This window comes from Arthrobacter sp. MDT1-48-3 (assembly GCF_054511015.1).
Map to the genome: position 1 here is coordinate 1 of NZ_JBTNDL010000010.1, position 26040 is coordinate 26040.

General features: G+C 65.2%; 28 protein-coding genes. 19 read left to right on the forward strand and 9 right to left on the reverse strand.

What is annotated here, in order from left to right; translation table 11 throughout:
• The coding region (locus tag ACX80L_RS15825; RefSeq protein ID WP_459290860.1) for an LCP family protein at positions 1 to 1105 on the forward strand (1105 nt) is incomplete at its 5' end.
• A 32-nt stretch (positions 1106 to 1137) separates the two neighbouring features.
• On the opposite strand, the gene ACX80L_RS15830 is transcribed toward ACX80L_RS15825, so the two are convergent.
• Positions 1138 to 1302, reverse strand: coding sequence for a hypothetical protein (locus tag ACX80L_RS15830; RefSeq protein ID WP_459290861.1), 165 nt, complete (start codon positions 1300 to 1302; stop codon positions 1138 to 1140).
• Between the two features lie 235 nt (positions 1303 to 1537).
• Here ACX80L_RS15830 and ACX80L_RS15835 point away from each other — a divergent pair, with 235 nt between their 5' ends.
• The 7 genes from ACX80L_RS15835 to ACX80L_RS15865 all read left to right on the forward strand — a co-directional run bounded on the left by ACX80L_RS15835 (position 1538) and on the right by ACX80L_RS15865 (position 8243).
• Positions 1538 to 2944: a hemolysin family protein gene (locus ACX80L_RS15835; RefSeq protein ID WP_459290863.1), complete on the forward strand. Its 1407-nt coding sequence runs from the start codon at positions 1538 to 1540 to the stop codon at positions 2942 to 2944.
• Positions 2941 to 3984: a hemolysin family protein gene (locus ACX80L_RS15840; RefSeq protein WP_459290865.1), complete on the forward strand. Its 1044-nt coding sequence runs from the start codon at positions 2941 to 2943 to the stop codon at positions 3982 to 3984. Before ACX80L_RS15835 ends, ACX80L_RS15840 begins: the two co-directional genes overlap by 4 nt.
• Positions 3985 to 4442: 458 nt before the next feature.
• Positions 4443 to 5462 carry an alpha/beta fold hydrolase gene (locus tag ACX80L_RS15845; RefSeq protein ID WP_459290867.1) on the forward strand — a complete coding sequence of 340 codons (1020 nt, stop codon included), beginning with the start codon at positions 4443 to 4445 and terminating at the stop codon, positions 5460 to 5462.
• Between the two features lie 238 nt (positions 5463 to 5700).
• Positions 5701 to 6363: a recombinase family protein gene (locus ACX80L_RS15850; protein WP_459290869.1), complete on the forward strand. Its 663-nt coding sequence runs from the start codon at positions 5701 to 5703 to the stop codon at positions 6361 to 6363.
• 13 nt (positions 6364 to 6376) lie between these two features.
• On the forward strand, positions 6377 to 6703 hold the full coding sequence (locus ACX80L_RS15855; RefSeq protein WP_459290871.1) for a hypothetical protein: 327 nt from the start codon (positions 6377 to 6379) through the stop codon (positions 6701 to 6703).
• The gene (locus tag ACX80L_RS15860) at positions 6700 to 7185 is read left to right on the forward strand and encodes a hypothetical protein (protein WP_459290873.1); all 486 of its coding nucleotides are present in this window, start codon (positions 6700 to 6702) and stop codon (positions 7183 to 7185) included. Before ACX80L_RS15855 ends, ACX80L_RS15860 begins: the two co-directional genes overlap by 4 nt.
• 113 nt (positions 7186 to 7298) lie before the next feature.
• The gene (locus tag ACX80L_RS15865) at positions 7299 to 8243 is read left to right on the forward strand and encodes an oxygenase MpaB family protein (protein ID WP_459290875.1); all 945 of its coding nucleotides are present in this window, start codon (positions 7299 to 7301) and stop codon (positions 8241 to 8243) included.
• Between the two features lie 39 nt (positions 8244 to 8282).
• On the opposite strand, the gene ACX80L_RS15870 is transcribed toward ACX80L_RS15865, so the two are convergent.
• From ACX80L_RS15870 to ACX80L_RS15885, 4 genes are all read right to left on the reverse strand, one after another.
• Positions 8283 to 8651, reverse strand: a complete 369-nt coding sequence (locus ACX80L_RS15870) for an SdpI family protein (RefSeq protein WP_459290877.1) — start codon at positions 8649 to 8651, stop codon at positions 8283 to 8285.
• A 20-nt stretch (positions 8652 to 8671) separates the two neighbouring features.
• Positions 8672 to 8803 (reverse strand): hypothetical protein, encoded by a 132-nt coding sequence (locus ACX80L_RS15875; RefSeq protein WP_459290878.1) that lies wholly within the window; start codon positions 8801 to 8803, stop codon positions 8672 to 8674.
• Between the two features lie 91 nt (positions 8804 to 8894).
• On the reverse strand, positions 8895 to 9092 hold the full coding sequence (locus ACX80L_RS15880; protein ID WP_459290880.1) for a hypothetical protein: 198 nt from the start codon (positions 9090 to 9092) through the stop codon (positions 8895 to 8897).
• A 41-nt stretch (positions 9093 to 9133) separates the two neighbouring features.
• Positions 9134 to 9532 (reverse strand): hypothetical protein, encoded by a 399-nt coding sequence (locus tag ACX80L_RS15885; RefSeq protein WP_459290882.1) that lies wholly within the window; start codon positions 9530 to 9532, stop codon positions 9134 to 9136.
• Between the two features lie 439 nt (positions 9533 to 9971).
• Between ACX80L_RS15885 and ACX80L_RS15890 the strand changes: the two genes are divergently transcribed.
• The 8 genes from ACX80L_RS15890 (at position 9972) to ACX80L_RS15925 (ending at position 15054) form a co-directional block, all read left to right on the forward strand.
• Positions 9972 to 10418: a hypothetical protein gene (locus tag ACX80L_RS15890; protein ID WP_459290884.1), complete on the forward strand. Its 447-nt coding sequence runs from the start codon at positions 9972 to 9974 to the stop codon at positions 10416 to 10418.
• A 220-nt stretch (positions 10419 to 10638) separates the two neighbouring features.
• On the forward strand, positions 10639 to 10941 hold the full coding sequence (locus tag ACX80L_RS15895; RefSeq protein WP_459290886.1) for a glutaredoxin family protein: 303 nt from the start codon (positions 10639 to 10641) through the stop codon (positions 10939 to 10941).
• 91 nt (positions 10942 to 11032) lie between these two features.
• Positions 11033 to 11620 (forward strand): single-stranded DNA-binding protein, encoded by a 588-nt coding sequence (locus ACX80L_RS15900; protein ID WP_459291011.1) that lies wholly within the window; start codon positions 11033 to 11035, stop codon positions 11618 to 11620.
• Between the two features lie 163 nt (positions 11621 to 11783).
• Positions 11784 to 12242, forward strand: a complete 459-nt coding sequence (locus ACX80L_RS15905; RefSeq protein ID WP_459290888.1) for a hypothetical protein — start codon at positions 11784 to 11786, stop codon at positions 12240 to 12242.
• A gap of 281 nt (positions 12243 to 12523) precedes the next feature.
• Entirely contained in the window at positions 12524 to 12691 is a 168-nt protein-coding gene (locus tag ACX80L_RS15910) for a hypothetical protein (RefSeq protein WP_459290890.1), read from the forward strand.
• A 3-nt stretch (positions 12692 to 12694) separates the two neighbouring features.
• A complete protein-coding gene (locus ACX80L_RS15915; RefSeq protein ID WP_459290892.1) occupies positions 12695 to 12952 on the forward strand; it encodes a ParB family protein in 258 nt (85 codons plus the stop codon).
• A 415-nt stretch (positions 12953 to 13367) separates the two neighbouring features.
• Positions 13368 to 14555, forward strand: a complete 1188-nt coding sequence (locus tag ACX80L_RS15920) for a DUF4192 domain-containing protein (protein ID WP_459290894.1) — start codon at positions 13368 to 13370, stop codon at positions 14553 to 14555.
• A 283-nt stretch (positions 14556 to 14838) separates the two neighbouring features.
• On the forward strand, positions 14839 to 15054 hold the full coding sequence (locus ACX80L_RS15925) for a hypothetical protein (RefSeq protein WP_459290896.1): 216 nt from the start codon (positions 14839 to 14841) through the stop codon (positions 15052 to 15054).
• 292 nt (positions 15055 to 15346) lie between these two features.
• On the opposite strand, the gene ACX80L_RS15930 is transcribed toward ACX80L_RS15925, so the two are convergent.
• Complete coding sequence (locus ACX80L_RS15930) at positions 15347 to 15760, reverse strand: hypothetical protein (protein WP_459290898.1); 414 nt, start codon at positions 15758 to 15760, stop codon at positions 15347 to 15349.
• A 254-nt stretch (positions 15761 to 16014) separates the two neighbouring features.
• Positions 16015 to 16455, reverse strand: coding sequence for a hypothetical protein (locus ACX80L_RS15935; protein WP_459290900.1), 441 nt, complete (start codon positions 16453 to 16455; stop codon positions 16015 to 16017).
• A 286-nt stretch (positions 16456 to 16741) separates the two neighbouring features.
• Here ACX80L_RS15935 and ACX80L_RS15940 point away from each other — a divergent pair, with 286 nt between their 5' ends.
• Positions 16742 to 16969 carry a hypothetical protein gene (locus tag ACX80L_RS15940; RefSeq protein WP_459290902.1) on the forward strand — a complete coding sequence of 76 codons (228 nt, stop codon included), beginning with the start codon at positions 16742 to 16744 and terminating at the stop codon, positions 16967 to 16969.
• A 525-nt stretch (positions 16970 to 17494) separates the two neighbouring features.
• Here the strand turns inward: ACX80L_RS15940 and ACX80L_RS15945 are convergent.
• Positions 17495 to 17779: a hypothetical protein gene (locus ACX80L_RS15945; protein WP_459290904.1), complete on the reverse strand. Its 285-nt coding sequence runs from the start codon at positions 17777 to 17779 to the stop codon at positions 17495 to 17497.
• Positions 17780 to 18303: 524 nt separating this feature from the next.
• On the opposite strand from ACX80L_RS15945, the gene ACX80L_RS15950 reads away from it, so the two are divergent.
• Positions 18304 to 19797, forward strand: a complete 1494-nt coding sequence (locus ACX80L_RS15950; RefSeq protein ID WP_459291013.1) for a ParB/RepB/Spo0J family partition protein — start codon at positions 18304 to 18306, stop codon at positions 19795 to 19797.
• 344 nt (positions 19798 to 20141) lie between these two features.
• On the opposite strand, the gene ACX80L_RS15955 is transcribed toward ACX80L_RS15950, so the two are convergent.
• The gene (locus ACX80L_RS15955) at positions 20142 to 20570 is read right to left on the reverse strand and encodes a hypothetical protein (protein ID WP_459290906.1); all 429 of its coding nucleotides are present in this window, start codon (positions 20568 to 20570) and stop codon (positions 20142 to 20144) included.
• A 590-nt stretch (positions 20571 to 21160) separates the two neighbouring features.
• Between ACX80L_RS15955 and mobF the strand changes: the two genes are divergently transcribed.
• On the forward strand, positions 21161 to 25993 hold the full coding sequence (mobF, locus tag ACX80L_RS15960; RefSeq protein WP_459290908.1) for a MobF family relaxase: 4833 nt from the start codon (positions 21161 to 21163) through the stop codon (positions 25991 to 25993).
• The last annotated feature ends 47 nt before the right edge of the window (positions 25994 to 26040 follow it).

Below are 26040 nucleotides of genomic sequence, written 5' to 3' on the forward strand. Positions count from 1 at the left end.
GCGAGACCTACTCGTGGACATCCCGTCCTGTACTGACACGCAAAACGGAGAACGCTTCGATGCGCGCTCCGACGCGATGATCAACAGTGCGATGCGGGACGCGGGGCCCGGGTGTGCCATAGACACCGTCAACGCCCTGACAGGGCTCGAAGTTGACCACTTCATGCTCGCCGACTTCCATGCCGTCACAGAGCTGTCCAACGCCGTGGGCGGCGTCGATGTATGTGTCACCGAAGCCGTCGACGAACCAAAATCCGGCCTAACGCTGCCTGCCGGAACATCCAGCGTGCAGGGTGAGCAGGCTCTGGCCTTTCTTCGTGCCCGAGCAGCGTTCGGCGACGGCGGCGACTTGGGCCGGATCCAGGCCCAGCAGGCGTTCCTCGGCTCACTGACCCGGAAGATGAAGGACGAGGGCACGCTGCGAAACCCTCAGCGGCTCCTCGCAATCGCCGACGCGGTGACCAGCAACCTCACTGTCGACCGCGGCCTTGCCTCCATCCCTGCGCTAGTCACGATTGCTGACCGGCTCAAAGACATCGACCCGGCAAATGTGAATTTCATCGCGGTTCCCACAGTTCCCGCGGCGGACCCGAACCGTCTGGTCCTCGACGGGTCCACCGCACCTCAGCTCTTCGCGGCACTACGCTCCAGCGCCGACCTCACTTCGCCGGCTTCAACCGGTGAGGGCGACAGCCAAGCCTCCGGCGAAGAGGACAATGCACCCGGGGGAACCGTCGATTCCACCATGGCTTCATCGCCCATTACGGTCGCGGACGGCACCGCAGGTTCGGACGTACCTGCCACGCTTGTCGAGGCCCTTCATACTGCTGGTTTCGACAGCGCGCAGTACCTGCCCGCGCCATCGACCCCCATCACAGGGATCTACTACAGCGCCGGATTTGATGATGCGGCCAAAGCCGTTGCAGTCGCACTCGGGATTCCTGCCACAACCATCTCTGCGGACGAAACCATCTATGGGGTGCAGGTCTACCTCGGGACCGACGCTCGAAACGGTCTGGACATATTGACCACCCAGAATGTGACCGGAACCATCAACCAGACAGCGGGCCAAGTCTCCTGCCAGGACACGAATCCCTTCGGCTAGTCCTCGAGCGGTGGAGCCAGGAGGGCCCGATCCTACCGCTGCACCCGGGACCGTACGCGCTGCAGCACAAGCAGGACGCCGGACACCACAAGGACGACGAGTCCTACATAGAGCAGGAACTTCAGGGTCTCGACAGCAACCCCAATGATCAGCAGGACGAGAGCGATCAGAGCCAGAACGATCAGCAAAGGTTTCATGAGTCCAGTATGTCCAGTTCGATAAGGCTTCTCCGAATCCGGCACCCCACACAAGCCCTTTGTGGAGGGCTGCCGGTCACTCGCTACTCCGGTGGCTGCCTACTGCGATGATCCTTCTCCCAGTGGTTCACCGGTAAAGTGGATGGCATTATGGATGACCCTCCTTCACATAGACCCATGCCCTCCACCCGCTTGAACGCCGGACTGCCGGCTGATCGAGGATGGGGGGCGCACCATGTATGAGTTGGTCATGATCGGCGTCGGCCTGATCCTCACCGTCGGCACCGGCATGTTCGTGGCCTCCGAATTCGCCCTCGTGAACCTCGACCGAGGCGACCTGGAAGCCCGCGACGCCCGCGGCGAAAAGGGCCTGAAGCCCACCATTAAGGCGTTGAAGATCACCTCGACGCACCTCTCGAGCGCGCAACTCGGGATCACCCTGACGACCCTGCTCACCGGGTACACATTCGAGCCCGCCATCAGCTCCCTGCTCCGCGGACCCCTCCTAGCTGCGGGCGTCCCAGAGGCCATCGTGCCCGGCATCGGCGCCGTCGCCGGCATTTTCCTGGCCACGATCTTCTCCATGGTCATCGGCGAGCTGGTACCGAAGAACTTCGCCCTGGCCCTACCCCGACAGACCGCGAAGTTCGTCGTCCCCTTCCAGGCCCTGTTCACCACGGTCCTCAGGCCCGTGATCCTGCTGTTCAACAACACGGCGAACAAAATCATCCGCTCCTTCGGCATCGAGCCGAAGGAAGAACTCTCCGGTGCACGCAGCGCCGAGGAACTCTCGTCCCTGGTCCGCCGCTCAGCCCTCGAGGGGTCCCTGGATCAGGACCACGCCGAACTCCTGCACCGCACCCTGCTGTTCTCGGACCACACCGCCGATGACGTCATGACACCCAGGGTGCGGATGACCTCCGTGCGGTTCTCCGACACCGCCGCTGACATCATCGCGACAGCCGTCAGCACCGGATACTCACGCTTCCCTGTCATCGGGCAGGACAACGACGACATCCGCGGCGTCATCCACCTCAAGCAGGCCTTCGCCGTGCCCCTGGACGCACGGCACCTCGTGACCGCCGACAAGCTGATGGTCGAGCCCCTGCGGGTACCGGAATCCATGAGCGTCGACACGCTCCTGGGTCTCCTGCGCGGACAGGGGCTGCAGGTCGCGATCGTGACCGACGAACACGGCGGGACCGCGGGCATCGTGACTCTCGAGGACCTCATCGAGGAGATCGTCGGTGAGCTGGAGGACGAACACGACCGCACCCGGGTCGGCGTCGTCCGCACCGGCCGGTCGATCACCTTCGATGCGGCCCTGCGCCCGGACGAACTGAAGGAACGCACCGGTATCCATGTGCCCGAGGGCGAGGACTACGACACCATCGCCGGATACATGACCGACGTCCTGGACCGCATGCCCGAGCTCGGCGACGAGGTCGACCTCGACGGCGAGACACTGAACGGTGCGAACCTCGACCGCGGGACCTTGCGGGTCGAGCGTGTCGTCGGATCGCACGTGGAGCGCATCCGCTTCACCCCGGCCGACCCGGCCCCATCCACGCACACCCCGAACGGTCCCGAGAGCCCCCACGACCACGTCATCGAACGAATCATGAAGGACGCCGCCCGATGAGCGAATACCTGCCCGGCATCATCTGGCTGTTCATCCTGCTGGCCGCCAACGCCTTCTTCGTCGGCGCGGAATTCGCGGTCATCTCCGCCCGCCGCTCCCAGATCGAGCCGAAAGCCGACGCGGGCAGCAAAGCCGCGAAGACCACGCTCTGGGCGATGGAACACGCCACCCTGATGTTGGCCACCAGCCAGCTCGGTATCACCGTGTGTTCCCTGGTGATCCTGAACGTCTCCGAACCGGCGATCCACCACCTCCTCGAATACCCCCTCGCACTGACCCCGATCCCACCCGAAGCCATCGGCGTGATCGCTTTCGTCGTGGCCCTGCTCCTGGTCACGTTCCTGCACGTGGTCCTCGGCGAGATGGTCCCGAAGAACATCTCCTTCTCCGTGCCCACCCGGGCGGCCCTGCTCCTCGCGCCCCCGCTGGTGTTCGTGTCTAAGGTCGTCAAACCCGTCATCTGGACCCTCAACGGCATCGCCAACGGCATCCTGCGCCTGTTCAAGGTCGAACCGAAGAACGAGGCGACCAGCGCGTTCACCCTCGACGAGGTCGCGACCATCGTGGAGCAGTCCACCAAGGAAGGCGTCCTCGCCGACGGCAGCGGCACCCTGACCAACGCCTTCGAGTTCACCTCCAAGACCGTCGCCGACGTCGAGGTACCTATCCAGGACATCGTGCACCTGCCCGAAACCGCGAGCCCGGCTGACATCCAGCGCACCGTCGGAGAGCACGGGTACTCCCGGTACATCCTTACCGTCTCCGACGAACCGGTCGGCTACGTGCACCTCAAGGACGTCACCGATCTCGCTTCCCCGGAAGCCTTCACTGCGCCGGTGCCGGCCAAGCGGGTTCGCAGGCTTGCGTCCGCGTACCGCAGCAGCGACCTCGAAGACGCCCTGGCAACCATGCGCCGCACCGGCGCTCACATCGCCCGGGTCTTCGACGCCGAGGGCAACACCACCGGAATGCTCTTCCTCGAGGACATCCTCGAAGAACTCGTCGGCGAAGTACAGGACGCCACCAGCACCGCCACCTGACCCCCGCTCAACAACGGCAAAAGAGTGCGGCTTCGGCAGACGTGGACAGGGTCATTGCGGCACGGGTGCGGCGAAACTGAGGAGGGCTCCCACCACGAAAGTAGGAGCCCTCCTTCGTCATAGGAGTTTGGAAATCCTCCAGCGTGTGGGACGTCCCCATGATGCCGAAAGTACGGGTGCGACGAGCAGCTCACCTATAGGTGGACAGTCTTCTGAGACACGCGGTCGGCTTCCTCCTGGCCCGGGAACTTCGGCGGATACCAGGGGAACGCACTGTATTGGGAAGCCGTCTCACCGTTAAGCGTCTCGCCGATTGTGTTGCTGGGACTTTCGAAGGCACGCCGATTAGCTGCCGCACGTCCCTCGTGGTCGGGCCGTCGCACGGGCAGGTGGGCAGGAGGCGCGGCAGCCCTGGGCGTCCGGATCAGGTGTCCCGACGTCTCATAAGAGAATGGGACGTGACGAAAAGTGAGAAGTCGGATCCCCGCCCGGACATCGTTGTGCGAAGGATCCAGGGCGATGGTGTCTGGGCGCGGGTGAGTTCGGTGGGGGAGGTGGGCGACAGGCCGTTCATCCTCGTCTCGGGCATCGGGGTGTCCTCGCACTATTTCGAGCAGCTCGCGCCGCACCTGATGCAGTTCGGGCCCGTCCATGCCCTTGACCTGCCCGGGTTCGGCGGTGTGCCGCACGCCCGCCACGCCCTGTCGATCAGTCAGTTCGCGGAGCTCGTCGGCAAGGCGATCGACGACCTCGGGCTCGAGGATCCCGTGATCGTCGGGCATTCGATGGGCACGCAGATCTGTACCGATCTCGCCGCGGCACGGCCCGAGCTCACCACCCTCGTCCTGATCAGTCCGGTCATCGACGCCTCGTCCCGCACTGTTCCTGTCCAGGCCCTTCGTTTCCTGCGGGCCAGCCTCCATGAGCCCTTCCGGGTGAAGCTCCTCGCCGTGGTCGCGTATCTGACGTGTGGGTTCGGTTGGTTCTTCAAGATCCTGCCGCGCATGATGTCCTACCCGATCGAGCGGACGGCCGCCGGTGTGCGCGCGTCGACGCTCGTTATCCGCGGCGAGCACGACGCAGTGTGTCCGCGCCCCTGGGTCGAACGGTTGAGCCGTGCGTTCCCACGTGCTGTCGACGTCGTCGAGATCGAGGGCGCGGCCCATTCGGTGATGCATGCACATGCTCGCGAGGTCGCCGGTCTCTGCGTCCGGCATGCGAGTGGTGCGCGCGCGACGCGCACCACCGTCGGCGCTGTCCACATCGGCGCGGAGGGCGGCGATGATGTGGGCATCGCCGTCGTTCCGGAAGCACCGAAACAAAAGGTCTCGCTCAATCCGGCGGACTCGGTGAAGGCCGTCGTCGACGAAGTGGAGGGCGCCGTCATCGAGTTCAAGGGCAACAAGACCGATGACGATCGCCTGGTGGAGCTCGGACGCGAGCAACAGGCCGAAGCGCGAGCCAGGGGGCACGAATAATCCAGCGGACACCCCCCTCGTGAAAGGGACTTACAAAGGTTATTACGCGCCTGGTCGGTCCGGTGGTAGCGGGTAGTGGGGGTCGAGACTACGGGTCCCTCAATCGAACGTTTTCGCTACACGTGGTGCCAACCCTCGATGCAGACCCAGGATAGTTCTGTTTCTGTAGCAATACTCAGTGCCACAACCTATGTGCCACTTCTTCTTCCGGGTGATGAGTTCCGCTACATTGGAGGGCATGGGACACCTTCTCGGGTACGCGCGGGTGTCGACGACCGATCAGGACGCTTCGCTACAGGTCGACGCACTGAATGCCGCCGGGTGCTACCGGGTGTTTGTGGACACCATCTCAGGGTCCCTCGATCAGAGGCCGGAGCTCACCAAGCTTTTGGATCAGTTGCGCCCCGGGGACACGCTCGTCGTCTGGCGCCTCGACCGACTTGGCGGCTCCATACGGCACCTCATCGACCAGCTCACAGCGTTTCAGGACAAGGGCATTGGGTTCAGGTCCCTCCAGGAAACGATCGACACAACTTCGCCCGGTGGCAGATTGGTTTTCCACGTTTTCGCTGCTCTCGCCGAGTTCGAACGGGACCTCATTAGGGAGCGCACGAGCGCCGGCCTCGCGGCAGCCCGTGCTCGAGGTCGCACCGGTGGACGCCCGCCACGACTCAGTGCTCAACAGGTCACCGCCGCGAGGCGCATGTATGAGCAGCAGGACATGACAGTTGAACAGATTGGGCAGGTCCTCGGTGTCAGCAGGACCACCATCTACCGGACACTCAAACGGGATCAAGTGGCTCCGCCAAAGGGACGAAAACCGAAGGTGAAACCGTCAGTGGGATCGGCCACCATCATCGAAGCGACCGAGATACAGCTCGCACGACAAGATCCTCGGTGATCAGGAGACTCCGATGATTAGACTCATCCGCTGGTTGCTCACCTCGAGCATCCGCTACAGCTACCTGTTCGTCCGCGCTATCCTCCGGCTGCCGCTGCTCCTGCTGCCGATTCCGCCGCTCGTCCGTAACCAGACCGCCGGTGGGCTGGCAATCGCCCTCTGGTTCCTCGGCCTGTACGTTGTGGTCGTTGCGGCCGCCGTGCCGTGGTGGGGTCAGCTGATGGTTGCTGCTGCAGCCGCGCTCATCATCGCGGGTGTTGTGCGGATGGAGGGTCGCCGGTCGATCGTCCGCCGGCCGGTGCGCGTCCGACGATGTCTTGGTGGAGGTAGGCGGCGATGAGGCAGCGCAGGGGAGAGGCTGACCGGTTCTGGGAGAAAGTCGTCAAGGGCCCACGGCCGCATGACTGCTGGATCTGGACCGGCGCAGTGGCCGATGACGGGTACGGGCGGTTCTGGGTTACCAGGGACGGCGAGCAGCGCGCCCTGCGGCCGCAACGCTATGCCTACGGACACCTCACCGGAGAGACCCTGCACCCCGGCATCGCGCTGATGCACGTCTGCGACGTGCCACTGTGCGTGCATGCCAGCATCGGGGTAGAAAGTCACCTGCTTCCCGGTACTCAGGCGTTGAACATGCTTGACCGGTCCCAGAAGGGCCGGCACGCGAACGCCTCAACCTTTCGGTGGCGCGGTGTCGGCCGCGCCCAGTTCCGCGCCCACTCCATCGAGCTGCGCACAGCCCTCTTCGAGCACGGATGGAACGAACCGATCATCCGACCCCTGCTCACCGGGACCGACCCCGAAGCACCAACGCTCTTCTAACTACGAGGGCAAACTCGCCATCATCGTGTCAGGGCCGTGTTCTACGCTTCGTAGTGGAGTCCTGTCCGGGGTGTCCGTCGTACCCGACCTACCGTCGTTGGAGCATCATGCCTGTGAGCTCGATACCGCACCCCGCCGAGCTGGCCCACCGCGTCCGCCGCGCGTTCCGCGCCCGGGTTTCCGGCGACCCCACCGGGGCGCCGGACTGGGTGCGCGACATCGCCCTGGTCGGGGAGGGACCGGGCTGGTTCGAGCCCGACGGCGTCGTCTGGCGGGTCCACGGCGACCTGTCCACCCTCGTCGGCGGGGTCGCGGCCCTCCTCGGGCAGGGCGCGCACCCGCTGGCGATGGCCGGGGTGGCGCGGCACTCCTCCTACCGCAGCGACCCCTGGGCCCGCCTCGCCGGGACAGCACGCTGGCTCACCGTGAGCACCTTCGGCTCCGCGGAACTCGCCGAGCGGGAATCGGCGCGGGTCCGCGGCATGCACAGGCGAGTCCGCGGCACCACCGATGACGGCCGCGCCTACTCCGCCTCCGACCCCGCCCTGCTGCGCTGGGTGCACCTGGCCTTCACCGATGCCTTCCTCGGGGCCCACGAGGCCGTCGGCCACGACCTGGCCCCGCGGTTCGGCCGCGACTGGGCCGACACCTACGTCGCCGACTGGTCCCGCAGCGCCCGGGCCCTCGGGGCCGAGGACCTCCCGGCCAGCCGCCGGGAACTCGCCGAGGCCCTGCGCGCGGTGGAGCCCGACCTCGAACCCGTGCCCGCCGAGCTCCTGGCCTTCCTCTCCGCCCCGGACGGGCTGAACCGGGCCGAGCGGGTCTTCTACAGCGGCCTGGCCAGCGCCGGGGCGCTGGTGCTCTCCCCGTCCGTCGCTCCTCTCGCTGGGGTGCCCGGCCGCGGCGACCGCTCGCCCGCGGCCCGCCTCCGCTTGCAGCGCACCCGCTGGCAGTTACGGACCTTCCAGCTGGCCCTCGGAGCGCATAGCCCGTCCGAGGACGCGGCACGCTACCGGATCGGCCTCGCCGGCCCCCCGGACTGGCTCGACGAAGCCTGAGCTGCTCCTAACCCGTTACCCGACGAGCCGTTCGGCCGCCTAGTCCTCGACCGTGCGCGCAGCCCCATTGGCCGCAGCAGCAGATTGGAAGAGGATCACTGTTTGCGCGATGAGTGCCACCAGGGCAGTGACAGGGCCGGCCTGGCCACCGACCAGGAAATGAACACTGACCGCTACCAGGATCCCCGCGCCACCGGCTACCCACATCCGCCTCACTACCGGAAGCGCTGCTGCATGCCCAGCGGTCCACGCTTCGTCTGATGCTTGCGTGTACCTGGTGCGGATCCCGGCAGCAGCGTTGCGATTGATCGAGCCTTCCGCTGCCTGCCTTGTCACGAAAACACAGGCGGCAGGCAGGAAGATGAGGGTGAAGAGTAGGAAGGCCAGACCGATAGTTCCTTCAGACATCGTGTGCGACTCGGAGGTTATCAGCCAGTGACCGGCTCGCGCCGCATGGCCCAATGCAGCACCGAGCTACCACAGACGACTAAGACGACGACCAGGCAGATGTAGTAGAGCAAGCCCATGCCCCTGCCCATGCCCATGAAGAGAAGATTCATGAGGGCGAGGGCAAAGGCCAGCGCGATGATGATTCATTCGGTTCTGGTCAGCATTGCTGTGTCCTTCGCTCTAAGTGGTGGGTGTATCTGATCAGAGCTGGCGTAGTCGTCTCGCGGCATTCTCACGTAGGTAGTCACGGACCGAGCAGATCAGGAACGCAGACGCAGCCAGCACGACGGTGAGGATCGACGCGGGACCCCACCAGGCTGGCAACCGCTCGGCGAGGATCGTCACGCCCACCCCGAACACGAGCGAGGCCCCGAACAAATAGCGAGTCCATGCAGTCATACCCACACCCTAACTACGGTAGGAATCTCCACTTGGGGCCGCTACGAAAGCCGGGCGGCCTCTTCTTGCGTCAGGTCAATCTCTTGGCCGTTGTCGCCCAACCAGTAGTGGGAACTTTGGCCGGCGGCCGGGCTCGAGCGCTTGACCACCGTGAAGGTCGCGCCATCCTGAACCTTCACATCAGCGTCGTGACCAGCAGTGTTGTGGATTTCCGAAGGAGCGGCGTCGCCCTGCCGCAGCGCGATGATCGCTTTGGCGACCCACACGACGGCCGCGATCGCGATGAGGCAGGAGCCGACGACCATGTACCAGGCGTCAACGCTCGAAAACGTCATCACCGAAACCAATGCGAACATCGCGCCCGCGAACCCATAAATCGCCGCGTCGCGCTTCGAGTTGCGTGTTCTTATCCGTGATTGGTCGTTCGTCCCCATTGCCATGGTCTTGACTCTACTAATGTGTCGTGGCTGGCGGCCGCGGACGACTCACCTGTAGTGCTTCTCCGGTTTCCGCTGGCGCTCCAACCCGAGCAATGGTCCTCTCGCTTCGCTCCGGCCTGATAAGGCCCGGGCGCTCCTTCGTCGCGCCCGACCCCTGATGTGTCTACGACGTTTTTGCTGCTGTCCTGCGGATGATGCGCCCCCGCTCCACAGCGTCAACCGGCTCCGCCGGCATCGGACACACCCATCCTGTCCGGCGCTCCTTACGTCGCTTATTTCCTCCCAGGATTGGGTGCACCCTCGCACCTACGGCGTTGAGCACTGCTCCGTCAGGGACGAGCGAGCGAACTCGCCAGCAGGCAAAAACATGAGGGGGAGAGGGGCCACTGCTGGTCACTACAAGACCCCGACACCACCACCGCAGCGAAGGAGCACCACCGTGGACTTTCTGAACACCGATACCGCAGTTCTCGTCTGCACCACCACGAAGGACACCGAGGAAACCATCAGCGCCCCGGCCCTGCCCGTGGACGACCGTACCGGCGACGGGTACGACTGGCTCGAGAACCTCACCGGCAGCCCGTGGCAGGTCATGGGCGCGTGGGGCACCGACGGATGGGACGCCGAATCCTGGCCCTACGTCTTCTTTATTACTGCCACCCACCATGACGAGGCAGGCACCCTGTACGGGTACGGGACCTACGTCGAAGGCGACACCTCCACCCACTGGTACCGCACCGAGCCCGCCTGCCACACGGCGATCACCGCCGAGGTCTTCTGGTACTGGAAGCACGGACAAGCCGACGGGCCCACCAACCTGCCCGCCACGGCTGGGGAACTGGAGGATGAGTTCACCAAGCCCTACGGATACATCCACAGCTGCTAAAACCCTCTAACAGAGGCCGCACCCCGCCCAGCGGACGGGGTGCGGCCCACCCTTCCGTTCGGCTGAGATCACTAGCCTCAACGGTATATATCGAATTGCCAAACACGCCGAATAGTGCGGGAAATAAGCCTTTATTCAGATGAATAAAAGGTAGAATTGGTACCAGCAGTACAGCAGTCGACTCTCACTAGAACCGATACGTAACTTAGGACTGAGCGCCATGACCATCACCATTTTCGAGAAGCCCAGCGGGTGCTTCGGATGCACGAAGACGAAGGAACTGTTTGACGCCGCCGGCGTCCAGTTCACCACCGTGGACATCACCACCAACAACCAGGCCCTGGCCTACATCACCGAGGAACTCGGCTACAGCCAGGCGCCGGTCGTCGTGTACGAGAAGGACGGCAGCGAGGACCACTGGTCCGGCCTGAACCCCACCAAGATCAACCAGGTCATCCAGCTCGACACACGCGGCAATAATTCCGATACATGCACGGAAGTACCGGACTCTGTAAGTACGTGAGTACGGTATGCCGAGGTACAGAAGTACTGAAACACAGAAGTACGGAAATCAACGACAACACCAGCACCCATAGATAAGGCACTTGAGCATCATGGCCGGAGAGACCGTCATCACCGTCATCGGGAACCTCACCGCGGATCCCGAACTTCGCTTTACCCCCAGCGGCTCAGCGGTCGCGAACTTCACCATCGCGAGCACCCCGCGCACGTTCGACCGGCAGAGCAACGACTGGAAGGACGGGGAAACCCTGTTCCTGCGCTGCAACGTGTGGCGCGAGTCGGCCGAGAACGTCGCCGAGACCCTGACCAAGGGAACCCGCGTCATTGCCCAGGGCCGGTTAAAGTCCCGCAGCTACGACACCAAGGAAGGCGAGAAGCGCACCATCATGGAACTCGAGGTCGACGAGGTCGGACCGAGCCTGCGCTACGCCTCCGCGAAGGTCACCCGCACCCAGCGCAACAACTCCACTAACGGCGGCCCGGGCGGCAATGGTGGGGGAGCCCAGCAAGGCGAACACAGCAACCAGGGCAACCAGAACAACACCGCGTGGCAGCAGCAGCCCGCGGATGATCCATGGGGAGCCCCTGCAGCAGCCAGTGTTGGCGGTGCAGCCAGTGCCGGCGGTGCTGGTAGTGCTGGTGGGTGGGGCAACGGCCCCGAGAGTGAACCTCCGTTCTAGCCGCAGGCTTTGCACAGCATGGCGGACAAGCGTCGGTGGCCGGCTCTACGCTGGCTACCGACGCACCACGCCACCAGTCACACCAATCAGTCACACCAATCAGTCACACCAATTAGTCACAGCAAGCGGCCCCGCAGACCGCCTAGTAGGAGAGAGAAAACTCATGACCAGCAGCCCCGAGGCGCAAGCGCTCACGAATGAGCATCACTGCGGCCTGCGGTCCTGGGCGAAGGGCACCTACACGGTAGAGGCGGCAACGGAGTTGCTGATCCGGGCCTTTGACGGTCGTTTCGCAAGGTCGGGGGAGCCGTGGATCGGGAGGGGCAGCCGCTGGCCCTACGTCGATTTCGAAGCGATCGAGGAGAACCTCGGAGGCCTATCCGGGGGTGAGCGCCGGTTCATGCTGCTGGTCGCTTCCCTCGGTGATGGGGGAGCGCTGGTCGACCTCGGAGACATCATCCCGGGACTGGACCGCGACGTGCTGGCCCTCGTCCTCGCAGCGATCGCTCATGCCGGCGGAAGCCACGAACACTCAGGGTTTGAGTTCACCGAGGACGGCACCCCGACGTCCATCGTGCGCCTCGCCCGACTCTACGACTGGCCCGACGGCAACATCATCTAAAGCCGCTGCGCGGCACACCAGCACGCCGGCGGACAGTATTAGAGGACGGCAGGAAGTCCTGCCCAGGGTGCACGGTAGGTCGAGTACGACGGACACCCCGGACAGGACTCCACTACGAAGCGTAGAACACGGCTCTGACACCGTGACTGACGCAGGGGACTGAGAGACTGGGCGGATGGGCGCGAATCGACCAGCACGTGGCCAGGTGGTCAGGCGACCGAGTGCGCCGGGTGCGGATGAGCGTCTCCGTTGACGTTGTTTGGGCACGGGATACCGCAGGGGTGGGCGTTCCTTGCGGACGCAGGGAGCACCCGCTGTCCGCTGCACCGGCCGCGGATGCCGAGGGCTGGCAGGACATCATCAGGATCTACAAGACGAGCGAGCTGGACGAACTCAGCGGTGGCATCAAACCGCTGTCACCAGTTGGAGCTTTCGGCGATGAGGAGTAGCAGGTGAGCAAGCGCAAACCGGCGTCTTTCACGCCGTACTTCACGCAGGCCGACGCCGACCAGGTGCGAGCTGCGTTCCTCGCCGCAGGGCAGGCCGAGGGGTACCGGTCTGTGACAGACTTGATCGAAGCATCTGTGATGCGGGAGGTGAAGCGCCTGCAGCGCAAGCACAACCAGGGCAGGAAGTGGGAACCGGTAGCACCGGGGGCCCTCCGGCCAGGCCGACGAACTCTCGAGGAAGAGAAGAACCGGGCCCCATAGATTTCCTTGTTGCAGGGAAACGCAAGAAAACGGGAGTGGGAGCTGGTGGTGCAGCTCCCACTCCCACCTCTTTAACCACCCCGGGCCGGCGGTTGCGGGTCCCTCTGGTGTGCAGGCTTCCCCTGGATTGTCGCTGGCGCTCCAACCAGGGACATGGTCCTCTCGCTTCGCTCCGGCCTGTTCCGGCCAGGCTGCTCCTTCGTCGCATCCCGTCCGAGTGTTTTTTGCTGCTGTCCTGCGGATTATCCGTCCCCGCTCCACCGCGTCAATCGGCTGCGCCGACGCCGGACCCACCAAATGCGTCCGGCGCTCCTGCGTCGCTTATTTCCTCCCTCATTTGCTGTGCCCTCCGCCCTCCGGGTTGCACACGGCTCCGTCGGGAACGAGCGAGCGAGCTCGCCAGCAGGCAAAAAACATGAGGGGGAAGGGTCCACTGCTGGTCACCAAGGGCCCCGACACCACCACTGCAACCAAGGAGCACAACCCCATGAACGAGAACACCCAGCACAACCACCAGCTGACCGCCACAACGGCCGCTGACCTGCTCGCATTCGTCCCCAGCGCGCTCGGCTTCCAGCCGCGCGAATCCTTCGCCTTCGTCACCATGCGCGGCAACACCACCGGCGCGACCCTGCGGCTCGACGCCCCCGCCGACCTGACCCGCCCGGCAGACTTCGCGCAGGTCGTCATGCACTACCTGCTCGCGGACACCGCCGCCGACGGCGTCCTGCTGTTCGTCTACACGAACGAGGTAGCCGAAGCCGCCCAGTCGGGCGAGAACCCCGATGCCAAGCCCTACATGGCCTACGCGCAGGCCATCGAGGCCGAGCTGGAGCACGTCGGCATGAGCATCCGCAGCGGATGGCTTGTCACCGACAGGGGATGGACGCCCTACTTCTGCGAAGAGAGCGGGTGCTGTGAGCTCAACCCCACCGACGAGATCCGCGACAGCGCCATGAACGCCGAGCTGATCTATCGCGGCTACAACACGCAGGAGCACCCCGCGAACATGATCGCCGACCCTGCGTTCGTCGGCAGCGACGATGCGCACAACACCATCACCGACGCCGCGTACTGGGTGGATCGGCTCGGAGCACCTGGCGCGCTGGACTTCGGACACCACGCAATGTGCGCCGCCCGCGCACTGTGGAATGAGGCCATCGGCGAGGACACCACCGAGCAGGCGGCATGTGAGCTGACCGGCTACCTGCTGATCAAGACCATCCGGGACCGGATCATGGCCGACGCCATCAGCGGCGCCGACGAGGAAACCACTTACCAGCAGGTCATGACCGGCAGGTACGAGGGACAGCCCGACTGGTCCCGCGTGGAAGCGACCGAGGAACTGCTGGTCAAGGTCCTCGCGTACACGCCGATCGAGGACCGCGCCCCGCTGTTCTGCTTCCTCGGCTGGCTCCGCTGGTACCGCGGATCGTCCTCGGTCGCCGCCGCCTACTTCGATAACGCCATCAAGACCGACCCTCAGCACCGACTCTCACGGCTGATGCGGGAAATGGTCGGCCGCGGAATCCTCCCGTTGGCCGCGCAAACGAACGCACCGCGTACCGCCAGCGCGACCACCACTAACAGGCAAGCCCGGTAACGGGACCAGCTAGACCCACAGGCCGAGGGCCGGACTCTCACCCGCACGGGAGTCCGGCCCTCGTGTCGTACCCAGCCACCCAGATCAGGAGCCCCAGCGTTTCCTTGGGTGCGCGGCGGCGGCCTCCGCCGCACGCTCCCCCGGCCGCCGCCGTACACGCTGACGCAGCCACCACCCCCAGCCACGAGCTGCACTTGTGCAACACTGACCGGGCACCACAACCGGGACTGACAGGGCTAGCCCGTACAGTGACACCCAAGCCACCAACTAGGAAGAGGCACCTATGGGCCCCACGGATTACATCGCGCAACCGGCCTCGAGCATCACCATGACAAAGCCGTTCAGCGAGAGCCTTAGCCTCCACGCGCCGAAGCTCGCCACACCCACCGCCGAGGACCTGCTCGAGGACCGTCTGAAAACCGGGTCAGTCACGTTCTCCCACCCTGAGCGGGTCGACCTCACCTGGACGCCGGCAGCAGACAAGGATCTCTTTGGGTAAGTACGCACCGAGGAACACCAAGCACCATTTAGGGCGGTACAACTACCGGTTGTGCCGCCCTTCCTCATGCCCGCTATCCAGCGCCGGCGCCCGTAGGTGTTCTACGTTCTCGTGCTTCCCTGCTCTCCGCTAGCGCTCCACTCGGGGCAATGGACCTCTCGCTTCGCTCCGGACTGTTCCGGCCCGGCTGCTCCTTCGTCGCATCCGACCCTAACAATGCTCCATAGTCGTCAAATCGGACGGGCAGTTGGGTTACCTTCGTGGGGAAGAGGGACCGGGCCGGGGAGTGGGTTCAATTTCGGTGCCGTCTTGAGGGCATCCACCATGACGCCGCGGGCTCAAGCCGTGGAGGAACCGGAAGAATCGGGGTCCTGCGAATCTCCAAGCGCTCCATCTCGTCAAAAGGTATCTGGCCGTGCCAGGTCGAGCGGTCGACGTGCACCAGATTGTGCAGGGATTCAGCGGCCGGATGCGTGCTGGTGAACCCCGGGCTGAGGTAACCGCCGATAAGTCGGGTAGACGGGCCGTAGTCGAGGCCTCCCAGTCCGATGCCTCGCCATAGTGCGGTTGCGATACAGGAGAAGGTTTCGTCGGTGTCGCACTGTTTGACGACCCGAGTCCATTCTGAGAAGGCCGGGTTGAATGGGTGGGGCGCGTTGAACCATTCCGGCCCAGGGTTGTCGGCACCCCGGGCGATCAGGGTCACGTCATCGTGCAGTCTCCCGTTCCGCTGAAAGACGCCGATCCTGCAGGCGAACAGCACGCCCTGGAATCGGGCAAATCTTCCGTGCAGCGGCAGGCCTCACGGAAGGAAAGGTTCCGGGGAAAGATTTGGCGGCTGGCGATTCATGTGCACATCCTTCCACCGGCTCACCGGCTCACCGGCTCACCGGCTCACCGGCGGCGTCGGCTGGAAATCACAGGTATCGATTCCGAAGCGCCAACCCTCTTCTGATCGGGTTACCCAGTCGGGCGGCCCTTGCTCGGCGAGGGTTCGCTTTGTACGGTAGTGCCGCGCAGGGCGCAGCCCACGCCGGCCGACACGCAGAGGGTGACAGCTCCCAGACAGAGGATCTGAACCCATACGGGGTAGTGGACGGCGTTGTCCCAGACGAGGGTCAGCGCACTGTAGCTCGCACTCACGCAGGCGGCAGCCGATAGGCCCGTTGCCCAGGCGACGATGGCGGTGGCCTTGGACTCCATCAGCCACTCCATGATGAGACCGGGAACGACGCCGAGCAGGCACGAGAGCAACAAGCCTCCGAAGATCACCATCAGGTACTCGTGCGCGCCGCCACCGCCCATGACCTCCTCGGTCATCCTGACCGTGACGGTGGGTCCGAAGATACCCAGGTAGATGAAGTACTTAGCGCGGTCCCTGAGCGCGGGAGTCCTAAACATTTGCTGTCCCCTCATTCCCAGTCACCTTCTGAGCCTACCGAGCGATCTCAAGCCCTGATCGGACCGACGAAAATCCACGGTCGATCGATCAACAGACTTGTCCATAGGAACATCCCCCGGCCGCCGCTAGACACGCTGGCGCGACCCCCCAAACCAGCCACGAGCTGCACCTACCGCGCACTTCCGTCAGGCGACAAGCAGGGGACCGCGCCCCGAGAGCTGGCAGGTGAAGTGACAGCGCCGGCACGTACAGTGACACCAATTAATCAACCAGGAAGAGACGATCATGGGACCCGTGGACTACATCGAGCCCCCCGACCTGCCCGTTGCTCTGAGTCCTGGCCTCGGCGAGAACCTGCAGGAGCACCTGCCCGAGCTGCAGGCGCCCACGCTCGAGGACCTCCTCGAGGACCGGCTCGAGGCCGGCTACCCGTTGACGAGTGGAACGAACGGCTTCGGGCCCGTTGACGTCGTCGAAGCCTCCGAGGCGGCACGCCGCTTTTTCGTGAACTGACGCCGCAGTGACACCGAAGACACCATGGACACCGCAGCCGCTGGGGACCCCGCCCCTGGCGCAGTGCTGCATCTGCCGCGCCACCACGAGACTCCTCGACGAGGGCCGCCCCTTGCCGGAGGGCTGGCTGTATCGGACGATTACCGTCGACATTGGCCGCTACTACTGCCCCGACCACGCCCACAAAGCCTGACCGGCGCCGTGAATCAATAAGGATCTGAGCGCAGTCCGCGTCCGACGGCGCTGATTCCAGCCAGCTGGCCGGATACAAGAACAGGTACGGCTCTGAGTCCTGAGTCTTGAGTGGGCAGGCGGGACGGCAGGGCTCGTGCGTTGCACTGCACGAGTCCTGCCGCCCCTGAGCAGCGCCTGCCCACTGCTAGACAAATGGAGCTGCTACATCCAGTAGACCTGTTGATCTTGGTAGGCGACTACCGGGGAACGTCACATCACGAAAATCCTCCAACGTGCTAGATCAGGTGGTGTGCACACGTGGCCGCCAGGAGCGCCAAAGCTCTGTAATGGTCAAGCTTCCTGAGCCTGAGAGTCCTCGTCAACGTAGCCGGAACGGTTTACGTCCTTCGCTCCGGCACGAGCTGAATCATCACGCACTGCTTGGCGACGGTCGAGTTCTTCGCGTAACTCGTGGTGCTGGCCCTCCGTCTCCGCATCGACGTCACCATCGCGGATGTACTGGAGGTCTCGGGACCGGTGATTTCGACTATTCAGGATGTCCAGGTCATCCCGATCGATGGTGGTCAGATCCTCTGGGAAATCCTTGTCAGGGTCCAACTTGCTGCTATCACTCATGCAATGCCTCATTCGCGTACTGGCAACTAAAACACCCCGCTTCTAGAGGCGAAGATGACAATACCGCAGCGCCGCTTCCGCTCGCCCAACCCCCTGGAGGCGGGTGCCGGGGCCGCGGGTGGCCGGCGGTTGCTGGTCCCTCTGGTGTTCAGGCTTCCCCGGGGTTGTCGCTGGCGCTCCAACCAGGGACATGGTCCTCTCGCTTCGCTCCGGCCTGTTCCGGCCAGGCTGCTCCTTCGTCGCATCCCGTCCGAGTGTTTTTTGCTGCTGTCCTGCGGATTATGCGTCCCCGCTCCACCGCGTCAATCGGCTGCGCCGACGCCGGACCCACCAAATGCGTCCGGCGCTCCTGCGTCGCTTATTTCCTCCCTCATTTGCTGTGCCCTCCGCCCTCCGGGTTGCACACGGCTCCGTCGGGAACGAGCGAGCGAGCTCGCCAGCAGGCAAAAAACATGAGGGGGAAGGGTCCACTGCTGGTCACCAAGGGCCCCGACACCACCACTGCAACCAAGGAGCACAACCCCATGAACGCTCAGCTGACTACTCAGCCGACCTCCGCCCCGACGCTGGAGATGATCGACCCGCGCACGCTCACCGTGGACGTGAACGTGCGCAAGGACGCCGCCCTGACACCCGAGTTCATCGCGAGCATCAAGGAGCACGGCGTGATCGAACCCGTGATCGCGCACCGCCGGGACAACGGCGACGGAACCACCACCGTGCATGTCCTGATGGGCCAGCGCCGCACGCGCGGCGCGATCGAAGCCGAGGCACCCCTGATCCCGGTCATGGTCGTCGCCAGCCCGGAGGAAGCCGAGCGGATCACTACGCAGGTCGTGGAGAACGTTCAGCGTTCCGCGCTGACCGACGCGGACGAAGCCGACGCCTTCCACCAGCTGTCCCTGCTGGGAGTGAGCGCGGCGCAGATCGCGAAGAAGACCGGACGCACCAAAACCACCGTCGAGGGCGCGTTGAAGGCCAAGAAAAACCGCGCAGGGGAGGCCGCACTGTCCAAGGGCCGTACCATCGAGGAAGCTCTCGTGCTGGTCGAGTTCGCCGACGACGAGGACGCCACCGCGCACCTTGAAGCCGTCCTCACGGACGAGCCGGACATGCTCGCCCACGTCGCCCAGCAGTTGCGCGACGACCGCGCACACCAAGCCGCACGCGCGGCACTGGTCGCCGATCTGGAAGCCGCTGGGACGCAGATCGTGGACGACGTGAGCTGGGGGTACCACTCGACCGACGAGAACGTGCGCGTCACCGAACTGCTCCGTGCTGACGGATCGCAGGCCACGACGGAGGACGCGAACGCCGCCTACATCAACGGCGCGCTGACCGTGATCCCGGTCGTCACCGGATGGAAGGAGCTGGGCTTCAAGCTCCGCTACAACTCCGGTTCGGCCGCACCCAGCGGACCCATGACCGATGAGCAGAAAGCCGCACGGAAGACGTTGATTGCCAACAACAAGGCCATGGAATCGGCGACGGTCGTCCGGCGCGAGTTCGTTCGGTCCCTGCTGGCGAAGAAGCAGGCACCGAAGGGCTGGCAGTATTTCACCGTCCACGCCCTGACGCACCACGCCGAGGTTGCCAGCGGCTACGAGGGAGCCGTGGCCGCTGAGATGGCCGGAGCGAAGATCGAGGGTAAGGAATTGTGGGGATGGAACCCGCTCCGTGACCACGTCGCGAAGACCACGACCCGACCCGAGGTGCCCATGATTGCGCTGGTCTGCGCGGGGTTTGAGAAGACCATCGCCAAGGATTCGTGGCGCTCACCGCACCGGAGCCACCTGACCTACCTCATGCAGTTGGTCACGTGGGGGTACACGCCGAGCGAGGTCGAACAGATCATCCTCGACAGTGCCAACAAGACCACCGAAACCGACGAAGACACCGAAGCCACCGAGGACACCGACAGCACGAGGGATACAGCGCAGGCAGAGCCGGGCGAGACGTTCGAGGAAGTCCACGCCGACGAGGAGGAGATGATCGCGGAAGAGTACTCCGCCGAGTAGCACCGTGCACCGGTGGTGCAGGAAGCCTCACGGCCCTGCACCACCGGCACCGGCCCGGGCCGAACCACGCAGTGCAGGGGAGGGGAACTGGTCGGCTCGCTTCTGGTGGGCGGGGCGGTTCGCCGCCGCTGCGGGAACCTCGAGCTGTGGTCGCCGGCGACAAACCGCCGTCCTCGCACTCAATCTCACTCGGCTCCAGTGCCGCGCACCAGGTAATCACGCACCGGCCGCGCCACACACCGACACGACCAGAAGAAAGGACTACGCAGAAGCGTTACCAACAGAAGAGGGGACCGACAGCAGCCTGTCCTCTCACGTCGTGCTGTCCGCTGAAGCGTCGCCCGTCAGGCGGCCTTCGTCTCGGCGGCAACCTGTTCCGCGACCTCGTCCGCTGTTGCCGCCAGCGTCGGCTCGGTCCGTCCTTCTACGGACGGCGAGCTGGTGCCGGCACCGTCCACGGCCCGCTTCATCTCGGCGGCACTGAGTCCGAGACGGGCCGCGACCGCGGCCCGGCTCTCACCGGTGTCGAGCATCTGCTGCACCTTCGCGCCGGCTTCCTTCGCGGCCGCCTCGGCGTCCTGCTCGGCTTTCGCCAGGATCGCGTCGGCACGTTCCCGCGCTTCGGCGCGGATCTGCTCGGCCTGCTGCTCCTGCTCGAAGAACTCCGCCGCCAGGTCGATCAGCCGCTCGTGCCGCTCGGTCAGTTCCTGGGCTTTCGCCCTAGCTTTTTCCCGTGCCGCGACCTGCTGCGCTGACTTTCTCGGTGCTGCCATGATGACTCGTCCCCTTCACTCATCCTGCGTTCAAACCTGTACCTGATACTGCTTCGGCCGCGATTTGCGATCCGACGCACTTTCCCTGCCAAACCTAACGGTCAGCGCCTACCCACAACGGACCGCCGACCACCCGACCCTGACCGACCACCAGCTCTGCCGGACGTCACCGCCGGCGCCGACGGGCTCACTGCGAACTGCCAATGCGGACCTCGCTGACGCTCGGGCTGGATGTAACGGCCGTTGACCACACGTGGATAGCTCCGAGATAACCGTTGCGTCTCTGCGCTGCCCACCTGGTGGACAACGTCCGTCAGCGGTTCCACACAATCGAACGACCCGTGGATAACGAAAACCGTGTTACCCACCGCCCATTCTCTTGTGCACAACCGCATCGAAAATTCGATGGACCAATCGTACTGGTCTCCACGGCGCTCCCATCGCGTTTCCTCCTCCGTCGTCACCCAGCAATTTCGCACCTCTCCAACCAGCACAATTTGTCACACCTCTTGCATCCCGATAAATGAGGCCAGAACTGCGCGGCGTGCCGCCTCAAATGGGGTGGGGGAGTGGGTAAGGATAAGTGGGTGATGACCGTCCATAAGCTCAGTGCTGGGGACGGTTACGCCTACTACACCTCCGAGGTCGCCAGCGGCGACGAGCTGCGCGCCGGGGACCGTGAGTTGGGGGACTACTACACGGTGGAGGGCATGCCGCCCGGCCAGTGGGTTGGACACTCGGAGCAGCTGCTGGGGGTGAGTGGTGAGGTCACCGAAGCGCAGATGAAAGCCCTGTTCGGTGAGGGCCTGCACCCCGAGGCGGCGAGTATGCTCGCCGTCGGTGGCACTGCGAGTGATGTGAAGCTGGGCCAGAAGTACCACCAGTACGATGCGGCGGACACGACGACGACCCGCCGCATCGACGAGGAAGTGGCCCGCTTCCGGCGCACCAGCGGACCCGCATGGAGCGGCCCGGACAACGCCGACAAGGCGCTGCCGACAGAGGTCCTGCACGAGATCCGGTCCCGAGTCGGCGGAGAGCTGTTCCGTGAGTCCCACGGCCGCAACGCCCGCAGCAACGAAGAACTCGCCCGGTACATCACCGCGCAGACCACCCCGTCGAAACAGACCGTCGCCGGGTACGACCTGGTGTTCTCGCCCGCCAAATCCGTGTCCCTCCTCTGGGCGCTCGGCGGCAATGAAGCCCGCAAAGCCGTCGAGGCTGCGCACAACGAAGCCATCAAAGAGACGATCACCTTCCTCGAGAAGAACGCCACCTACACACGCCGAGGGAAGAACGGGGTCCGCCAGATCGACGTCAAGGAAGGGCTCGTCGCAACCCAGTTCCGGCACTACGACTCCCGCGCCGGGGACCCCCAGCTGCACGACCACGTCGTCATCGCGAACAAGGTCAAAGGCACCGACGGGAAGTGGTCCTCCCTCGACGGGCGCACCCTCTACAAGATGGGCGTCGCCGCGTCCGAGACGTACAACGCGAAGGTCATCGAGAAGGTGTGCGCGTCCCTCGGCGTCAGCACCGTCGCCCGGGCAACCGGTGGCGGGGAGCCCGTCTACGAGATCGCCGGCATCGACCTCGACAGCATCCACCGCGCCTCCTCAAGGCGCACCAACATCGCCGGAGCGATCAACCGACTCGAAACCGAGTTCACTAATAAGCACGGGTACGCGCCCAGCGATAAGCAGAAGATCGCACTGGCGCAGCAGGCGACCCTGGAGACCCGACCGGAGAAGAAGAGCGCCCGCCGCCTCTCCGAGCTGGTCGAGGAATGGCAAAAGGACTACAGCACAGGGTTGGACGGCGGGATGGGGATGCCAGTAGGCGATGCCCTCCTCGAGCACGTTCGCAACGCAGGACCCCGCACATCCGACGGCGCCCGGGTGGGCCCCAGCGTCGCCGACCTCAACGTGCACGAGCACGCCCGTCAGATCGTCCACGAGCTGTCAGCCAAGCGTGCTTCATGGGGCCGGAACCACGTCATCGCCCAGACCCGCCGACACCTCAAAGAAGCCTTCCCCGGGCAGACCATCACCGACGAAACCGTGGAGAAGGTCACCCGCTCCGTCACCGGCACACACAGCCTCCAGGTCACGCCCGAAGCCATCACACCGCGCCTGCGCGAGTTCCAGCGGGCCGACGGCACGAGTCAGTTCCAGCAGGCTGATAGCGCCCTGTTCACCTCCCATGAGGTGCTGAACGCTGAGCACAGGATCCTCGCCGCCGGACAGAAGACCGTCATACCGGCCGTGTCCATGGAACGCTTCGACGCAGTCCTCGCGGAGCACGCCGAAACCACCGCCAAGAGCGGCGGTCCGGCCCTGTCCCAGGGGCAGATCGACCTGGCGCGCGCGTTCGCCACCGACGAGAAGCTGCTCACCCTCGGCATTGGACCGGCAGGAACCGGTAAGACCACCAGCCTTTCCCTTGCCGCCGACGCCGTCCACGACACCGGCGGCCGGGTCATCGGACTCGCGCCCACCGCCGCCGCGGCCGCTGTCATGAGCGGGGACCTCGGAGCCGAAGCGACGACCATCGACGCGTTCCTGGCCGCTCACCGCAACCAGCAAACCGGCAGGAGCGCCAGCGCAGGTGCCTTCGCTCTCGGGGCCGGGGACGTGATCATTGTCGACGAGGCCGGCATGGTCACGACCCCGAGGCTCGCCGAGGTTGTCGCCGTCGCCGCCCGTAACGGCGCCGTCGTCAGGGCCATCGGAGATGACCGCCAGCTCGGAGCGATCGGCTCCGGCGGGGCGCTGCGCCTGCTCAACAACGAGGTCGGAGCAGTGCGCCTCGAGGAAGTCCACCGCTTCCGCACGGAAGGCGAGTCGGAGGCGTCCCTGGCGCTGCGCGAAGCACCCGCCGCCGGTGTGGATACTCCGTTCCACTGGTACCTCGAGAACAATCGCGTCACCGCCGGCACCACCGAAGCCATGACCCAGGACGCCCTCGCCGCGTGGATGGCCGACATCCAGGCGGGCAAGACCTCGCTGCTGGTCGCGACCGACAACGCAACCGTCACCGACCTCAACGCCCGTGCACAGGCCGCCCGCATCGCCACCGGTGACCTCGTTGCACCCACAGCAGGCGGCACTGGCCTGATCACCGAGGCAACCCCGTCCGTGGTCCTCCGCGACGGGCTCCGTGCTTATGCCGGGGACACCGTCGTGACCCGCAAGAATGACCGCACCCTGCAGGTCAACCAGGGCAAGGACTTCGTCAAGAACAACGACGTCTGGACCGTCGAAGAAGTCACCGCCGACCCCGCCACCAACACAGTCGCCGACGCAGCTACAGGGCAGGAGCGGCAGCGCATCACCCTCCGGCATTCAGGCCACCGGGGACGGATCACCGTCGACGCCGACTACCTCCACGAGCACGGCCAGCTCGGCTACGCCGCGACCGTGCACCGCGCCCAGGGCGCGACCGTGGACACCACGCACGCGATCCTCGACGAGCGGACCGACCGGGCCGGCGCCTACGTCGCCGCCACCCGAGGACGCGAGACCAACCGGCTCTACGTCGCCCTCGGCGAGGACAACGACCAGGCCGTGACCCGCGACAGCGTCCTGGCGGCGATCACCGCGAACTACGACCGCACCCTGTCCGCGCACGAAGCAGTACGGCTAGAGACCGTCCGTACTGGCGACGTCGCTACCCTCGCCGGCGTCTACAAGGAGGTCGAGAACGCCGCGTGGGAAGCCAAGACCAGGACCATCGCAGCCGAGGTCATGGGTCCGCGGACCGCCGTGCAATTCACCTCGCACGAAGCATGGGGCGCAGTAGCCACCCACCTGCGCACAGCAGAAGCTCAGGGCCTCGACCCCGCAGCACTCCTCGCCCAGGCCGCCGGCCTTAGTCGTGACAGTAACAGGGACAGCATCGGACGCGGACAGCACGCCGACACCGGGCACCTGCGCGGGTTCGACGGAGCCCAGGACCCGGCAGCCGTCCTCGCCTACAGGCTCGAGCAGCGCATCGAGGCCGCCGCCAGCCTCCTTACCAACGCCGACCAGCGGCCCCTCGGCGCAGTGTCGGACGAGCACTTGCAGCGCCTCGCAGACCAGGCCACGAAGCACGCAGCAGGATCCGAGCTGCCGCGCCGCTCGCCCGGTGAAACACCAGTGGACACCGGGCTCGACAGGGAATGGGCGGCACTGCCGTTCGCGCTCATGCGGACCGACAAGCTCACGAGCGCGCGCACCGAAGCCTTGCAGCGGGTCCAGGCCATCGACCCCACCACACCAGGAAACACAGAGACACAGAGAACTGTGTTGAAGGACCAGTGGCTGATGAAGGCGATGACCGTCGAACTGGAGCGCCGCCAGGATCTCTCCCCGACGCAGGTCGCAATCGAGCGCACCGCACGCGGTGAAGACCCCCGCACAGCACACCAGGTCACCATCGGCGACGCCATCAGGTACGAGCAGCAGCTCCGCTCCGTCGCACTGCCACAAGCCGACACGGTCATGAATGCGAGCATGCGGCCAGCGGCCGCCATGTCGGTCAGCGATGACCTCGCGCCGTCCGTCCTGCTGCGCGATGAGCTGGTGCCGGCGTCCTACCGGACCGAGCTTGACCGGCTCCGGGCGCACCTCGAGCAGAGGGTCATGGTCCGGGGCGCGCAGCTCGCGGAAGAGAAGCCCGCGTGGACGAAGGCGCTCGGGCCCGTGCCCGGGAAGGACGCAAAGGCCGCCGAGTGGCACAGCATCGCGGCCGAGACCGAGGCATACCGGAACCGGTACAACATCGGCACCCACGAGACCGCGCTGATCCCCAAGCAGTACCAGGATGACCCGACCGCGCAGCGCCTCATCGAGCGCGCCACAGCCCTGCACAAGCACAGCGAACTCACCAAAGTTGCGCCGCGGACAGCCACGAAGATCCAGCAGACAGCGGACGAGGCAGCGATCGTAAACCGGATGACGACCGAGCAGGCCGCAGCCCGCCGCGTCATCGACCGGATGCGCGCAGAACGCGCCGCCGCCAGCCACCCCCTGCCAGCTCCGCAGCAACGCGAGGCGAGGATCGTGGACGCCGTACAAGCTGAACCGTCCCCGCAGCAGGGCGACGATATGTCAGCCGCCGTCGCCCGCGCCATCGCCAAGCACCGCGCACAGGCGGCAGCTGCTCCAGGAACCGTGACACCTGCCGCCGGCAATGCCGAGGGCGCGACCACCGGCGCTGCACAGGACCAGAACACGAAGCAGCCGACTGTGAACGAGAACAAGGATGTCGCCCGACCCACCAACCGCAGCTCATGGTGGGGAAAGAAGACCGAGGAGGCCGTTCAGAGGAAGAAGGCGGCGTCTCAGAAGCCCACCACGAAGTCCGCGCAAGAAGAAGCAGCCTCCGCAGCTCGTAGCGCCGCGGAAGCCGCAGATCGAAGCAAGGGGCGCTCACTCTAGATCCTTCTCTTGACGCGCGATGCCACGAACAGTTTAAGCGAGGGCCA